This window comes from Haemophilus parainfluenzae (genome assembly GCF_014931375.1).
Classification (GTDB): domain Bacteria; phylum Pseudomonadota; class Gammaproteobacteria; order Enterobacterales; family Pasteurellaceae; genus Haemophilus_D.
In genome coordinates this window covers 741,406-757,014 of record NZ_CP063117.1, presented here as the reverse complement: position 1 = coordinate 757,014, position 15,609 = coordinate 741,406, and the positions used below count along the sequence as shown (strand labels likewise).

The 15,609-nt window shown below is 39.7% G+C and carries 13 protein-coding genes; 5 read left to right on the top strand and 8 right to left on the bottom strand.

The genetic code is table 11. The features are described from left to right. Positions 1-79: 79 nt before the first annotated feature. The 7 genes from rpoB to tal form a co-directional block, all read right to left on the bottom strand. Positions 80-4,108: a DNA-directed RNA polymerase subunit beta gene (rpoB, locus tag INP95_RS03645; RefSeq protein WP_197560917.1), complete on the bottom strand. Its 4,029-nt coding sequence runs from the start codon at positions 4,106-4,108 to the stop codon at positions 80-82. A gap of 296 nt (positions 4,109-4,404) precedes the next feature. Further along, entirely contained in the window at positions 4,405-4,776 is a 372-nt protein-coding gene (rplL, locus tag INP95_RS03640; protein WP_005697375.1) for a 50S ribosomal protein L7/L12, read from the bottom strand. A 54-nt stretch (positions 4,777-4,830) separates the two neighbouring features. Continuing rightward, positions 4,831-5,322, bottom strand: a complete 492-nt coding sequence (gene rplJ / locus INP95_RS03635; protein WP_005694693.1) for a 50S ribosomal protein L10 — start codon at positions 5,320-5,322, stop codon at positions 4,831-4,833. Positions 5,323-5,634: 312 nt separating this feature from the next. Beyond that, the gene (locus INP95_RS03630) at positions 5,635-6,024 is read right to left on the bottom strand and encodes a RidA family protein (protein ID WP_005694694.1); all 390 of its coding nucleotides are present in this window, start codon (positions 6,022-6,024) and stop codon (positions 5,635-5,637) included. Between the two features lie 80 nt (positions 6,025-6,104). Further along, entirely contained in the window at positions 6,105-6,851 is a 747-nt protein-coding gene (locus tag INP95_RS03625; RefSeq protein ID WP_111387953.1) for an MlaA family lipoprotein, read from the bottom strand. A gap of 199 nt (positions 6,852-7,050) precedes the next feature. Further along, positions 7,051-7,674, bottom strand: a complete 624-nt coding sequence (locus INP95_RS03620; RefSeq protein WP_005700166.1) for a YagU family protein — start codon at positions 7,672-7,674, stop codon at positions 7,051-7,053. A gap of 199 nt (positions 7,675-7,873) precedes the next feature. After that, positions 7,874-8,827 (bottom strand): transaldolase, encoded by a 954-nt coding sequence (gene tal, locus INP95_RS03615; protein WP_197560916.1) that lies wholly within the window; start codon positions 8,825-8,827, stop codon positions 7,874-7,876. A gap of 291 nt (positions 8,828-9,118) precedes the next feature. Between tal and INP95_RS03610 the strand changes: the two genes are divergently transcribed. The 5 genes from INP95_RS03610 (at position 9,119) to oppF (ending at position 14,666) form a co-directional block, all read left to right on the top strand. After that, positions 9,119-10,744, top strand: coding sequence for an ABC transporter substrate-binding protein (locus INP95_RS03610; RefSeq protein WP_014064667.1), 1,626 nt, complete (start codon positions 9,119-9,121; stop codon positions 10,742-10,744). A gap of 80 nt (positions 10,745-10,824) precedes the next feature. Next, positions 10,825-11,745, top strand: a complete 921-nt coding sequence (gene oppB, locus INP95_RS03605) for an oligopeptide ABC transporter permease OppB (protein WP_005700169.1) — start codon at positions 10,825-10,827, stop codon at positions 11,743-11,745. 9 nt (positions 11,746-11,754) lie between these two features. Further along, complete coding sequence (gene oppC / locus INP95_RS03600; protein WP_049385064.1) at positions 11,755-12,690, top strand: oligopeptide ABC transporter permease OppC; 936 nt, start codon at positions 11,755-11,757, stop codon at positions 12,688-12,690. Positions 12,691-12,699: 9 nt separating this feature from the next. Then, on the top strand, positions 12,700-13,671 hold the full coding sequence (locus INP95_RS03595) for an ABC transporter ATP-binding protein (protein WP_049385065.1): 972 nt from the start codon (positions 12,700-12,702) through the stop codon (positions 13,669-13,671). Further along, on the top strand, positions 13,668-14,666 hold the full coding sequence (oppF, locus tag INP95_RS03590; RefSeq protein ID WP_005700062.1) for a murein tripeptide/oligopeptide ABC transporter ATP binding protein OppF: 999 nt from the start codon (positions 13,668-13,670) through the stop codon (positions 14,664-14,666). Before INP95_RS03595 ends, oppF begins: the two co-directional genes overlap by 4 nt. A gap of 39 nt (positions 14,667-14,705) precedes the next feature. Here the strand turns inward: oppF and INP95_RS03585 are convergent, their stop codons facing one another. Continuing rightward, on the bottom strand, positions 14,706-15,575 hold the full coding sequence (locus INP95_RS03585; RefSeq protein ID WP_197560915.1) for a VirK/YbjX family protein: 870 nt from the start codon (positions 15,573-15,575) through the stop codon (positions 14,706-14,708). Positions 15,576-15,609: the final 34 nt, after the last annotated feature.

The following is a 15,609-nucleotide window of genomic DNA, read 5'->3' as shown; positions in this document are numbered from 1 at the left end:
AATATTTTGTTTTTTAACCGCACTTCGGCGATTTCTTCCTTTTGCTTCCCCTGTGTACAGGGGAAGACCGGTTTGTCGATTACTCTTCGTCTAGCTCGATATTCAAACCAAGTGAACGGATTTCTTTCATAATTACGTTGAAAGATTCCGGTGTACCCGGATCCATTTGTTGGTTGCCACCGACGATGTTTTTATACATCTTCGTACGGCCGTTCACGTCATCGGATTTCACAGTTAACATTTCTTGTAAGGTATAAGCCGCACCGTATGCTTCAAGTGCCCATACCTCCATCTCACCGAAACGTTGACCACCGAATTGTGCTTTACCACCAAGTGGTTGTTGAGTAACAAGACTATAAGAATCAGTTGAACGAGCATGCATTTTGTCATCAACTAAGTGGTTCAATTTGAGCATGTACATATAACCTACAGTTACTGGACGCTCGAATTTCTCACCTGTACGGCCATCGTATAATGTGATCTGACCTGAAGTTGGTAAGCCACCAAGTTTCAACATTTCTTTGATTTCTTGCTCATCAGCACCATCAAACACTGGTGTAGCTACCGGTAAACCTTTACGTAGGTTTTCTGCTAAACGCATGATTTCGTCATCACTAAAGGTGCTTAAATCCACTTTTTGTGCGCCATGACCTAAATCGTATGCTTTTTGCATATAGCCACGAAGTTTCTCAACATCTTGTTTTTGTTTGATCATCGCATTGATTTGATCACCAATACCTTTCGCTGCTAAGCCTAAGTGGGTCTCTAAGATCTGACCGATGTTCATACGAGATGGTACACCCAGTGGGTTCAATACGATTTCAACCGGTTGACCGTTTTCATCGTATGGCATATCTTCCACAGGGTTGATTTTTGAGATAACACCTTTGTTACCGTGACGACCCGCCATTTTATCACCCGGTTGGATGTGACGTTTCACCGCTAGGTAAACTTTAACCACTTTTAACACGCCTGGTGCTAGGTCATCGCCTTTAATGATTTTCTTACGTTTTACTTCAAGTTTGTGTTCAAACTCTTTACGTAATTCTTCATATTGCTCAGCAAGCTGCTCTAATTGGTTTTGTTTTTCTTCATCTGAAATGGTTTGTTCTAACCATTTTGTGCGATCCATTTTATCTAATTGAGCCGCATCAATACCGCCAGCGATAAGGACATTACGCACACGAGCAAACAAGCCAGCTTCTAAGATTTCTAATTCATCAGAAAGGTCTTTCTTAGCTTGTTTTAACTGCATTTCTTCAATTTCTAATGCACGTTTGTCTTTTTCTACGCCATCACGGGTGAAGACTTGAACGTCAATTACAGTACCGCTTACGCTATTTGGTACACGTAATGAAGAGTCTTTCACATCAGATGCTTTTTCACCAAAGATTGCACGTAACAATTTTTCTTCTGGTGTTAATTGCGTTTCGCCTTTAGGGGTTACTTTACCGACTAAGATGTCACCACCTTTCACTTCAGCACCCACATAAACGATACCTGATTCATCCAATTTACTTAATGCAGATTCACCTACGTTTGGAATATCCGCTGTGATTTCTTCAGAGCCTAATTTTGTATCACGTGCCACACAAGATAATTCTTGAATGTGGATTGTTGTGAAGCGGTCTTGTTGTACAACACGCTCGGAAACTAACATTGAGTCTTCGAAGTTATAACCGTTCCAAGGCATGAACGCCACACGGATATTTTGACCTAATGCTAATTCACCTAAGTCTGTTGAAGGACCATCTGCTAACACTTCACCACGGTTAATTGGATCGCCTAAATTCACACAAGGAATTTGGTTGATACAGGTATTTTGGTTAGAACGGGTGTATTTAATTAAGTTATAAATATCGATACCCGCTTCGCCTGCTACGGTTTCGTCTTCATTTACTTTGATAACGATACGAGAAGCATCAACGTATTGAACTGTACCACCACGTTTCGCTACAACCGCCACACCTGAGTCTAGTGCGATTGGTTTTTCCATACCTGTACCCACTAACGGCTTATCAGCACGTAAAGTAGGAACCGCTTGACGTTGCATGTTCGCACCCATTAAGGCACGGTTCGCATCGTCATGCTCTAAGAATGGAATTAACGCTGCTGCCACAGATACAACTTGTTGGGTTGAAACGTCCATATAGTGAATTTCTTCTGGTTTATAAAGACCTGATTCACCACGTTCACCACGTGCAGTAACGAATGCATCTGTAAAGCGATTGTTCTCATCAAGGTTTGAGTTCGCCTGTGCAATGATGTAGTTTGCTTCATCAATTGCAGATAAATATTCGATTTCTTCGGTTACTTGACCATCAACCACTTTACGATATGGCGTTTCTAAGAAACCATAATCATTAGTACGAGCAAACGCAGAAAGTGAGTTGATCAAACCGATGTTTGGACCTTCAGGGGTTTCGATTGGACATAAACGACCATAGTGAGTGTTATGTACGTCACGTACCTCAAAGCCAGCACGTTCACGCGTTAAACCGCCTGGACCTAATGCAGAAATACGACGTTTGTGTGTTACTTCTGATAATGGGTTATTTTGGTCCATGAATTGCGAAAGTTGTGAAGAACCAAAGAATTCTTTCACTGCCGCAGAAATTGGTTTTGGATTAATTAAGTCTTGTGGCGTGATCGCATCTAAATCGCCTAAAGATAAACGCTCTTTAACTGCTCTTTCTACACGAACTAAACCAATACGGAATTGGTTTTCTGCCATTTCACCCACAGAACGAATACGACGGTTACCCAAGTGGTCGATATCATCCACTTCACCACGACCATTACGGATATCGATGAGTTTTTTCATCACACGAATGATATCGTCGTTACTTAAAATACCAGTCCCCTCGCCTTCAGGAATACCTAATGAGCGATTAAACTTCATACGACCTACTGCAGATAAATCATAACGTTCTGCAGAGAAGAATAAGTTATGGAACAATGCTTCTGAAGATTCTGGTGTAGGTGGCTCACCTGGGCGCATCATACGATAAATTTCATATAATGCACTTACACGATCGTAAGTTGGATCAACACGTAATGTTTCAGAAATATACGGACCGTAATCTAAGTCATTAGTGAATAATGTTTCGATCACTTTATAGCCTGCTTGCGATAATTTCGCTAACACTTCTAAAGAAATCTCGCCATTTGCTGGGCAAATAATTTCACCTGATTCAAGATCAACGTAATCTTTCGCTGCTACTTTGCCTGCGATATATTCAGTTGGCACTTCAACTTGTGTCACATTATCTTTTTCTAATGCTTTGATGTGACGAGCAGTGATACGACGACCGCGTTCTACATAGACTTTACCATTTGCTTCGATATCAAACGTCGCCGTTTCACCACGTAAACGTTCTGGCACTAATGTCATGAGTAATTTATTGCCAGCAATCTCGAAAGTTACTTTGTCGAAGAATAAGTTTAAGATTTCTTCAACAGTGTAACCTAATGCACGTAAAATAATGGTTGCCGGTAATTTACGACGGCGGTCAATACGCGCATATAAGTTATCTTTTGGATCAAATTCGAAATCTAACCAAGAACCACGGTAAGGGATAATACGTGCGTTATAAAGCACTTTACCTGAAGAGTGTGTTTTACCTTTGTCAGAATCAAAGAATACGCCTGGGCTACGGTGTAATTGTGAAACGATAACACGCTCAGTACCATTGATGACAAAGGTACCGTTGTCAGTCATTAATGGGATTTCACCCATATATACTTCGCTTTCTTTAATGTCTTTGACTGCGCGTGATGAAGACTCTTTATCGTAGCTAACTAAACGTAATTTTACACGTAAGCCTGCTGCATAAGTTGAACCACGAATTTGACATTCACGTACATCAAATTCTGGTTCTTCTAAACGGTAATCAACATATTGTAATTCTGTATAACCGTTATTGCTTACGATTGGAAAAACAGAACGGAATGCAGCTTCTAAGCCTTGTTGACCTTCAGGATCTTTTTGAATGAATTTATCAAAAGAATCTAATTGGATAGTTAATAAATAAGGTACATTTAAAACTTGCGGACGTTTGCCGAAGTCTTTACGAATTCGTTTTTTCTCAGTATAGGAGTAACCCATTATTGGTTTTCCTCTGTAAATTTTAGTGAGACCGAGTTGATATAAAAAAAGTGCGGTCAAATTAATTGACGTTTTTATTTATATCGGAGATTGACGCCGTTTCGGATACCGCACTCTGAACCTTACTTCTGTAGTGGGCTACTTAAATTAAAACGTCTGATTAATTTAAGTGGAAACAGATACCATTAAACGGAAAATGCCTATCTGTTTTTTGTGCTGTTTTTGATAGCACAAAATGGCTGATGGTAAACCACCAGCCATTAAGCCTGAGAAACAGGACATAAGTGAATCAAAAATTATTTGATTTCTACTTTTGCACCAGCTTCTTCTAATTCTTTCTTAAGTGCTTCAGCTTCTTCTTTAGAAACACCTTCTTTTAAGTTAGCTGGAGCAGATTCAACTAAGTCTTTAGCTTCTTTTAAGCCTAAACCAGTTGCACCACGTACTGCTTTGATAACTGCTACTTTGTTAGCACCAGCTTCAGCAAGAACTACGTCGAATTCAGTTTTTTCTTCTGCCGCTGCTGCTGCACCGCCAGCTGCTGGAGCTGCTGCTACTGCTGCTGCAGAAACGCCGAATTTTTCTTCCATCGCTGCGATTAATTCAACGATTTCAGTTACAGATTTAGAAGCGATCGCTTCAATGATTTGTTCGTTAGTTAATGACATAACAATCAATTCCTAAAATTAATAAAGTTAAATGAAGTAAGAAACGCTTAATGATTAAGCTGCTTCTTGTAATTTGTCGCGTAATGCCGCAAAAGTGCGAACAAGTTTGCCTGCCGCAGCTTCTTTCATTGTGCCCATTAAACGTGCAATTGCTTCTTCGTAAGTTGGTAATGTTGCTAAGAATTCAACATCTTGGATCTTACCTTCAAAGGCTGCACCTTTAATTTCAAACTTATCGTTTGCTTTAGCAAAATCTTTGAACAAACGTGCTGCTGCACCTGGGTGTTCATTAGAGAATGCGATAAGTGTTGGACCTACAAACGTATCTTGTAAGCATTCGAAATCAGTGCCTTCAACCGCACGACGTAATAAAGTATTACGAACAACGCGCATTGTTACACCAGCTTCACGAGCTGCTTTACGTAATTCAGTCATTTTATCAACAGTTACACCACGAGAATCCGCGATTACTGCTGAAAGTGCACCTTTGGCTGCTTCATTTACTTCGGCAACAATTGCTTGTTTGTCTTGAAGATTTAATGCCATTGGCTTTTAGCTCCTGAATACACTCCGATTTCTCGGAATTAATTTACCTCATCGAAAGAGTTATCTTTCAGACTAGGACGACTTCGGTGCCCAGAAGCAAGAAATATTCTTATTCTGTTCACCATCTACGTAGGATTATTAAGATGATTATTGCTAACCATTCCCTACGGTCTTGGACGGGGCTTGAATAGGTCAAGCACCAACCAGAAATTTTACGCTAAGCGTAATTTAGGAGCGAGATTATAGTGATTAATCTCGCTCTTGTAAAGTCTATTGTAGAAAAAATCTGCAGATTTTAACCGCACTTTGCTATTATTTTCTTACCGCAATTGCTTCAATTTCCAAGCCAACATCTTTTGGCAAGCGAGCAACTTCTACGCAAGAACGAGCAGGGAAATTTGGGTGATTATTTTCTTTAAAGAATTTCTCATACTCTGCATTTACTGCTGCAAAATCATTAAGATCTTTCACAAATACAGTAGTTTTCACAATATCACCCACTTTCAAACCAGCCTGTTCAATAATCGCCTTCACGTTTTCTAACGATTGACGCGCCTGAGCTACAATATCTTTTGGTACTTCACCCGTTGCTGGATTAACCGGGATTTGACCTGATGTTAAAACTAAATTACCTAAATCTACCGCTTGAACATAAGGACCGATTGCGGCTGGGGCTTTTTCTGTATGAATGATTTTAGTCATGATATTCTCCTTTAATATTGACGTATAAATACGCTTGCTATCCTAACATATAAGTGACTTTATCGCTTATACGAGTATTCTTAATCAATCTCTTTTAATACATCATCAGACAATTCTTTCTGTGAACTTTCTTTTACTTTGCCATCATTTACTTTAAATTCTAAATTCTGATAATAAGCTTCACGGAAAGTAACATAAGGATCTTGTGCTTGATTGAGCAATTCTGTTTGATCCAATGTTTTCGAGCGTTTATCTACGGCTTGCACACCATATTTCACCAGTGACCACGGACCGCCCACCCAATTCCAGAACGGATAAGTATAAGCCGCATCGACCACCGCCCCTGTTAATTGACGAGGTGTTGTTGCATTATAAATTGGCAATACAATATAAGTGCCGGCATCTACACCATAGGTGCCCAATGTTTCACCAAAACTGCGTTGATCATAAACCTGCAAGTCTTTGCTTGCACTGGCAAAATCAAATAAACCACCAATACCAAATGTGGAGTTAATCCAGAAACGGTTGAAGTGAACAAAGGCTTTTTTCGGTTCACCTTCTAATAAACGGTTCACAAAGCTCACTGGCTCATCTAAGTTATTTGCCACATTGGATAAACCTTTTGTGACCGGTGTCGGCACGTAATCACGCCAGCCTTTAGCTGCAGGTTCCAACACATAACGATCCATAACTTTATAGTTAAAATCAAACATCGTACGGTTAAAACTTTCTAATTTATCATTGCGTTCACCATCTGCTTTGGTTGCACAACCCGTTAATAAAACTGTTGTCATTAAGCCGACCGCAAGTAAAGGTGTTTTTTTCATTCCACTTTCCTATCATAAAAAATTGTCTTTATTCTAACCAACTTGAAAGATAACTACAAAAAATTTATTAAAACCTAGAAATGACTTTTCTGTTAGCTATGTTTAATCATGGTGCTTTTTAGTTTTCCAAAAATGACTTTTGTTCCTGACATAAACAAAAATGCCACCTTTCGGTGGCATTCTTTGCAATATAGATTAATTATTCAGTTGCATTTTTTAATGGAATTTCTGCATCTGGCTCGCGAGTAATACGGTTACGTAAATCACGACGAATAATCTCAATTGTCCAGAACCAGAAAATGTGTCCCACTAATTCAGAAATATGTTCATATAACGGCCATTCTGCAACAGGTGGTGTTAAACCTAATGCAGGGAAAGTGATGTAGTGCACACAAATATCTGCGATTAAACCTGCACCAATACCTTGCCAGAATTTGATTTTAGGGAAACGTTCTGCAACTAAGCAGTAAGCAATAGCAAATACTAATGAGAAAGTAATGTGAGTCACCCCAATCCAGTCAAAACCATGATCTGCAAAAGTGAATGCTGCTTGAGTTGGGTCAATACCTAAATAATCACGTAAGAATACGTGTGGTGGGTTTAAGAATGCACGTGAACAGACTTGAAGAATTTGATCTTGGCTTAAACCTGTGATGTCTACTTTACATGCTGCTGCGAAGAAATCGATTGGACTACGCGGTGGGAATGGATGCTCAGCACCCCATTTTACGAATGCAGAAATTAAACCTGCAATAATACCAACAAAAATTGCTACGCCATAACGACGACGATTAGCAGGAGTTTGCTCAAAAATACCTGACATATATTTGCTCCGAAAAAAGAAAAAAAATGACCGCACTTTATATCAAAAGTCGCGGTTCCCATTTTGCTTTAGCAAAACTTGTCTTTGATTTTCAATGACTTTGACTTGTTAGTCAAGAACTAATTATTAAGAGTTAGAACATTTTATGATAAGAATAAAAAATGCGGTTATTTCTAACCGCACTTTCATGTTCTTAAAATTAAAGTTTTGCTGAAAGCATTGATTCTAATTTCTCTTGGTCAACTGCAAATTTGCGAATTCCCTCTGCTAATTTCTCAACAGCCATCGCATCGCTGTTATGTTGCCAGTAGAATTCTGCTTCAGTTAATGGTTGAGGTTTCGCTTTTACTTCACCTTTGTAGTCTAGTTTACGTACAAGTGCGGTTGAATTTTCTTGTAATTCTTTAAGTAAAGCGGGTGCGATAGTTAAACGGTCACAACCTGCTAATTCAATAATTTCACCGACATTACGGAAACTTGCGCCCATCACCACGGTTTTATAACCATATTCTTTGTAATAGTTATAAATTTTGGTTACAGAAATGACACCTGGGTCTTCTGCTGGAGCATATTCTTTTTTATCAGTATTTGCTTTGTACCAGTCTAAGATACGACCGACGAATGGGGAAATCAAGTAAACACCTGCTTCGGCACACGCACGTGCTTGTGCTTCGGAGAATAATAAGGTTAAGTTACAGTTAATACCTTCTTTTTCAAGAATTTCTGCTGCACGAATACCTTGCCATGTTGAAGCAATTTTGATCAAGATACGATCATTTGAAATACCTGCCGCATTATAAAGTGCGATAAGTTTACGTGCTTTTTCAACGGTTGCTTGAGTATCGTAAGAGAGACGTGCATCCACTTCAGTTGAAATACGTCCTGGGACAATTTTTAAAATTTCTAAACCGATGTTTACTGCTAATTTATCTTCAGCATCAATTAATTGTTGAGCTTTATCCGCACTTTGTGCTTTGGCATAAGCAATCGCTTCATCAATTAATGGGGCATATTGTGGTAATGCTGAAGCACTTAAAATTAAAGATGGGTTTGTTGTTGCATCTTGAGGTTGGTATTTTTTAATTGCATCAATATCGCCCGTATCAGCCACAACGACGGTCATGTTGCGAAGTGAATCTAACTGAGTTGTCATTATATTCTCCTTGAATGGATTTGTTTGAATTCAACTGTCTTACGATAGCATAATTAGCTTTAAAAGGGTAATTCGTCCAGGAAAATATTTACGATAGGAAAAACCAATACATTCTAGATTTACCTCTCATACCATCACTTTTAGCAATTTTTTCGCGATTTATTAGATACAAATCACAAAACGTTATTTTTCTTTAAATAATCACCTTACAAATCTTTACAAACATGAATTTTTGAGCTAATAAGAGAAGGACTCTTTATAAAAATATCGCCTAATGACAAGGAGGCTCAAATGCAACACAAACTACTTTTCTCTGCAATTGCTCTTGCTCTTTCCTATTCTGCGCAAGCGGTTATAGTACCTGAGGGAACGCAATTAGATGAAAAACAACATATCGTGATCAATAACGGGGCTGAACCACAAAGTTTTGACCCACAAAAAACTGAAGGTGTACCTGAATCTAACGTTGCTTATCAATTACTTGAAGGCCTCGTCACCTCAGACTCTGAAGGTAAACTTCAACCGGGTGTAGCTGAAAGCTGGGAAAACACGCCGGACTTCAAAACGTGGACATTCCATTTACGTAAAGATGCCAAATGGTCAAATGGTGATCCCGTTACCGCGCACGATTTCGTGTTTGCTTGGCGTCGTTTAGTGGATCCTGCAACAGCAGCCCCTTATGCAAGTTACTTAAGTTACTTACAAGTAGAAAATGCACAAGACATCATTGACGGTAAGAAAAAACCGGCTGAATTAGGTGTTGAAGCAAAAGATGATTACACCTTTGTGGTTCATGCAACCAATCCTGTGCCTTACGCAGTCAGTTTAACGACTCACCAATCCTTATTGCCATTACCGCAAAAAGTAGTCGAAAAATTGGGTGATGCATGGGTGAAAAAAGAAAATTACGTGGGTAATGGTGCCTATAAACTCGCTAACCATATTATTAACGAAAAAATCGAATTTGAACGTAACCCGCTCTACTGGAACGATAAAGAGACTGTCATTAACAGTGCAACCTTCCTTGCAATTGAAAACCCAAGTACTGATGTGGCGCGTTATCGTGCAGGCGATTTGGATATAACAAGCTACGCCTTACCACCAGAACAATTTGCGAAATTACAAAAAGAATTGCCTGGTGAAGTATTCACGACACGTACGCTTGCAACCTATTCTTATGAGTTAAACAATAAGAAAGCGCCTTTTGATAACGTGAATGTTCGTAAAGCCTTGAACTTATCCCTTGACCGTAATGTGATCACCGATAAAGTTTTAGGTCAAGGTCAAACACCAACCTATGTATTTACGCCGACTTACATCGAAGAAGGTCAGCTCATTCAACAACCTGCTTATTCAAAAGAACCAATGGCGCAGCGTAATGAAGAAGCCATTAAACTCTTAGAAGAAGCTGGCTACAGCAAAGCAAATCCGTTGAAATTCAGCATTCTTTACAACACCAATGAAAACCACAAAAAGGTGGCCATTGCCGCAGCATCTATGTGGAAAGCCAACACCAAAGGTTTAATTGATGTGAAATTAGAAAACCAAGAGTGGAAAACCTACATTGATAGCCGTCGTGCAGGCCGTTATGATGCAGCACGTGCAGGATGGAATGCGGATTACAACCAAGCCACAACATTCGGCAACTATTTCTTATCTAATTCGAGTAACAACACCGCAAAATATGCGAACCCAGAATATGATAAAGCCATTGCTGAATCTTACGTTGCAACGGATGCGGAAGGACGCGCAAAAGCCTACGCGAAAGCCGAAGAAATTCTTGCAAAAGATTTCGGTATCGTGCCAATCTTTAACTATGTGAATCCACGCTTAGTGAAACCTTACGTAAAAGGCTATTCAGGCAAAGATCCACAAGATCACATTTACTTACGCAACCTTTATATTATTAAACATTAATTCGTTGCTCGTATTTAAGTGCGGTTAAAAATTATCGTGTTTTTTGACTGCACTTTTCGCCCATTTTGGTTGGAGTTATTATGCTCAAATTTATTTTTAAACGGCTGTTGGAAGCCTTACCAACGCTGTTTATTTTGATTACTTTTTCCTTCTTTCTGATGCGTCTCGCCCCTGGTAGCCCGTTCACATCGGAACGTGCTTATCCACCAGAAGTCATGGCAAATATCGAAGCGAAGTATCATTTAAATGAACCATTACATAAACAATATTTCCTTTATTTGGAAAATCTTTCCAAAGGCGATTTTGGTCCCTCTTTTAAATATAAAGATCAATCGGTCAATGATTTAATCGCATCAGCCTTCCCTGTTTCCTTAAAATTAGGGATGGTCGCCTTCGCCTTTGCAGTGGTATTAGGTGTCACAGCGGGTACGCTTGCCGCGCTCAATCAAAATAGCCGTTGGGATTATATTTTGATGAGTTTCTCAATGCTTGGCGTCATTATGCCAAGCTTCGTCTTCGCACCAGTCTTAGTGCTGATTTTCGCCATTTATTTAGGTTGGTTACCTGCTGGCGGTTGGAATGGCGGTTCAGCAATGTACATTATTTTACCCGTTGCCTCATTAACTATCGCTTATGTTGCAGGGATTGCACGTATCATGCGCGGATCCATGATTGAAGTACTGCATTCCAACTTTATTCGTACCGCTAAAGCAAAAGGACTTTCAACCTCAAGAATCATTTTAAAACATGCTTTACGTCCTGCTCTTTTACCCGTGATTACCTATTTAGGCCCGGCTTTCGTAGGGATTATTACTGGCTCAATGGTTATCGAAAGTGTATTTGGTTTGCCTGGCATGGGCTTATTATTTGTAAACGGTGCATTAAACCGCGATTATTCTTTAGTTTTAAGTCTTACTATTTTAGTGGGCACATTAACCATTTTATTTAATGCGATTGTGGATATTTTATACGCCATCATCGATCCAAAAATTCGTTATTAAGGATAAATTATGACAGATTATCGTACTCAGCCGATTAATCAGAAAAATGCGGATTTTGTGGAACAAGTAGCTGACCGTATTGAAGAAATGCAACTGGAAGGCCGCAGTCTCTGGCAAGATGCGAAACGCCGTTTTTTCCGCAACAAAGCGGCCGTTGCCAGTCTGATTATTTTAGCGTTTATTATTGTATTTATTACCGTAGCACCTTGGTTCTTCCCCTTTACCTATGAAGATACCGATTGGAATATGATGAGCTCTCCACCAACAATGGAAGGCTATCACTTCTTCGGTACGGATGCTTCTGGTCGAGACTTACTGGTGCGTACCGCTATCGGTGGACGGATTTCATTATTGGTCGGTATCGCGGGTGCTTTCATTTCCGTCACTATCGGCACAATTTATGGTGCGATTTCCGGCTATGTAGGTGGTAAAACGGATATGTTGATGATGCGCTTTTTGGAAATTCTTAGCTCATTTCCATTTATGTTCTTCGTCATTTTATTAGTGACCCTTTTTGGCCAAAACATTTTCTTAATTTTTATCGCAATTGGTGCCATTGCTTGGCTTGGTCTTGCACGTATCGTACGTGGTCAAACCCTTAGTTTGAAAAATAAAGAATTCGTCGAAGCCGCCATCGTTTGTGGCGTGTCACGTCGCCAAATCATTTTCAAACATATTATTCCAAATGTATTGGGCTTAGTAGCAGTATATGCCTCACTTGAAGTACCTGGACTTATTCTTTTCGAATCATTCTTAAGTTTCTTAGGCTTAGGAACACAAGAGCCGATGAGTAGCTGGGGTGCACTATTAAGTGATGGAGCAGCACAAATGGAAGTCTCGCCTTGGCTATTAATTTTCCCGGCATTTTTCCTTTGTCTCACACTGTTTTGTTTTAACTTTATCGGTGACGGGTTGCGTGATGCGCTCGATCCAAAAGATAGATAGGAGCGAATCATGAATCCTTTATTAGATGTAAAAAATCTCTACGTTCGCTTCAAAACACCCGATGGTACCGTCACTGCAGTGAATGATTTAAACTTCACGCTTAATGCGGGAAGCACGCTAGGCATCGTGGGTGAAAGTGGTTCAGGCAAATCACAAACTGCCTTTGCTTTAATGGGCTTATTGGCGGCCAATGGTACAGTGGAAGGTTCCGCCATCTTTGAAGGTAAAGAATTGGTTAATTTACCGAAGGCTGAATTGAATAAAATCCGTGCCGAGCAAATTTCCATGATTTTCCAAGATCCGATGACGTCTCTCAACCCTTACATGAAAATCGGTGAACAGCTCATGGAAGTCCTGCAGTTGCACAAAGGCTATGATAAACAAACCGCCTTTGCTGAATCCGTGAAAATGCTGGATGCGGTAAAAATGCCAGAAGCTAAAAAACGCATGGGCATGTATCCACACGAGTTTTCAGGTGGTATGCGTCAACGGGTGATGATTGCGATGGCTTTATTATGCCGTCCAAAACTACTTATTGCCGATGAACCAACAACCGCTTTGGATGTGACTGTTCAAGCGCAAATCATGACTTTGTTAAATGAGTTAAAACGTGAGTTTAATACCGCGATTATTATGATTACCCATGATCTTGGTGTCGTGGCGGGTATTTGCGATCAAGTGATGGTGATGTATGCCGGACGAACCATGGAATACGGCACAGCAGAGCAAATTTTCTATCATCCAACTCATCCTTATTCTATTGGCTTAATGGATGCGATTCCTCGCTTAGATGGCAATGAAGAACACTTGGTCACCATTCCAGGCAATCCGCCGAATTTATTGCATTTGCCAAAAGGTTGTCCATTCTCGCCCCGTTGCCAATTTGCAACAGAACAATGCCAAACTGCGCCAAAACTGACCGCATTTAATGAAGGTCAATTACGCAATTGTTGGTTACCCGTGGAGAAATTTATCCTATGACAGTTTCAAATAACAAAGAATTACTCCTTGAAGTCAATCACTTAGGCGTCAGTTTTAAAATTAAAAATGATAAATCCCTTTTCTTCGCCAAACCTCAAACCTTAAAAGCAGTAAAGGATGTTTCCTTTAAGCTTTATGAAGGTGAAACCCTCGGTGTAGTAGGTGAATCGGGCTGTGGTAAATCCACGCTTGCACGTGCCATCATCGGCTTAGTCGAAGCGAGTGAAGGGGAGATCTTGTGGCTTGGTAAAAATTTACGAAAACAATCAGCTAAACAATGGAAAGATACTCGTAAAGATATTCAAATGATTTTCCAAGATCCACTCGCTTCTCTCAACCCGCGAATGAACATTGGCGAAATCATTGCCGAACCATTAAAGATCTACCAACCGCACTTAAGTGCCGCTGAAGTGAAAGAAAAAGTACAAGCGATGATGTTAAAAGTCGGGCTTTTACCAAACTTGATTAACCGCTATCCTCATGAGTTTTCTGGTGGTCAATGTCAGCGTATCGGTATCGCTCGTGCGTTAATCATTGAGCCGAAAATGATCATTTGTGATGAACCTGTTTCTGCGTTAGACGTGTCCATTCAGGCTCAAGTGGTAAATTTATTGAAATCCCTGCAAAAAGAAATGGGGCTTTCCTTAATTTTCATCGCCCATGATTTAGCGGTGGTAAAACATATTTCTGACCGCGTATTGGTGATGTATTTAGGTAATGCCATGGAATTAGGCAGCGATGAGGAAGTATATAACAATACCAAACATCCTTATACCAAAGCCTTAATGTCTGCAGTTCCAATTCCCGATCCAAAATTGGAACGCAATAAGTCTATCGAATTACTTGAAGGCGAGCTACCTTCGCCAATTAATCCACCGTCTGGTTGTGTGTTCCGTACTCGCTGCCTAAAAGCCGATGAAAATTGTGCGAAACAAAAACCACCTTTCACCAGCCAAAACAACAGCCATTTTGTGGCATGTTTGAAAGTCTTATAAAACCAAAAGTGCGGTTAAAATTCACCGCACTTTTTACTTTTACAATTCTAACTTTTCTTCGATTACTCTAGCTAAATCATCCAACATCGCATAACGTTTACGATACATAGAACGCTTCTTACTCGGCACATCGTCAAGATTTCTGTCTATCTCTAAAGGCAATTCCCAATAGTCTTTCAACTGTCCACCTGATTCAGAAAAAATCGCATCATAATCTACAACATAATGTGAACTTTGAATAAAACGCGATTTATTTTGATATTTTTGAGGAATGCCTAATAACGTTTTGAAACCTAATGCTTTCGTCAATGCTTTCATCGCTTCTACCATCAAATAAGCAGGGCGTAAACCATGGCACGTTTTTGTCAATTGCTTCACCATCTCTTTGGAACCTTCAAAATTGGGGCCTTGCACCACAGAAATAAGTAATGCCTCACCAAGTTTGGCAAAAGTAAGCAAATACACTAATTCATTACGTGGTTTATGCCATAACTCCAATACCCAATAACCTTCCATCGGTTGGTGTGTAGTCATCGATAATGTCATTTCAAAATCAGGAATCACTTCACCAAAACTTAATGGCGTTTTATAAATGGGAGCTGAAAGTGCGGTTAATTTTTCAGGTAAAAAAAGTAGATTGTCGCAGATAGCTTGGAAACGCTGTTTGCTATTAAAACGTTTATCTAAAAAACGATAAACTAATGGGTAGCTATAATCTGCATGCTCATTTAATAATGTAACAAGAAAAGGATGCTGATTAATAAATTGCTCAAAGTGAACAATTGAGCCTTGATGTAAAAAAGATCGAAGACGATAACGTAGGCGCTTAAGCGCATAAGAACGCCCTGGCCTATCGGGATAAATGGCTTCCTCTTTTGGCCAGCGATATTGATTTTCTTGAGATTCCATAGTTATTAATATAATTAAAGATGCTTTAAATCAC

Coding starts and splice junctions, on each gene's coding strand:
- oppC (WP_049385064.1), top strand. CDS start 11,755: ATGACAGATTATCGTACTCAGCCGATTAATCAGAAAAATGCGGATTTT.
- rplL (WP_005697375.1), bottom strand. CDS start 4,776: ATGTCATTAACTAACGAACAAATCATTGAAGCGATCGCTTCTAAATCT.
- oppB (WP_005700169.1), top strand. CDS start 10,825: ATGCTCAAATTTATTTTTAAACGGCTGTTGGAAGCCTTACCAACGCTG.
- INP95_RS03595 (WP_049385065.1), top strand. CDS start 12,700: ATGAATCCTTTATTAGATGTAAAAAATCTCTACGTTCGCTTCAAAACA.
- INP95_RS03585 (WP_197560915.1), bottom strand. CDS start 15,575: ATGGAATCTCAAGAAAATCAATATCGCTGGCCAAAAGAGGAAGCCATT.
- INP95_RS03630 (WP_005694694.1), bottom strand. CDS start 6,024: ATGACTAAAATCATTCATACAGAAAAAGCCCCAGCCGCAATCGGTCCT.
- INP95_RS03625 (WP_111387953.1), bottom strand. CDS start 6,851: ATGAAAAAAACACCTTTACTTGCGGTCGGCTTAATGACAACAGTTTTA.
- tal (WP_197560916.1), bottom strand. CDS start 8,827: ATGACAACTCAGTTAGATTCACTTCGCAACATGACCGTCGTTGTGGCT.
- INP95_RS03620 (WP_005700166.1), bottom strand. CDS start 7,674: ATGTCAGGTATTTTTGAGCAAACTCCTGCTAATCGTCGTCGTTATGGC.
- rpoB (WP_197560917.1), bottom strand. CDS start 4,108: ATGGGTTACTCCTATACTGAGAAAAAACGAATTCGTAAAGACTTCGGC.
- INP95_RS03610 (WP_014064667.1), top strand. CDS start 9,119: ATGCAACACAAACTACTTTTCTCTGCAATTGCTCTTGCTCTTTCCTAT.
- rplJ (WP_005694693.1), bottom strand. CDS start 5,322: ATGGCATTAAATCTTCAAGACAAACAAGCAATTGTTGCCGAAGTAAAT.
- oppF (WP_005700062.1), top strand. CDS start 13,668: ATGACAGTTTCAAATAACAAAGAATTACTCCTTGAAGTCAATCACTTA.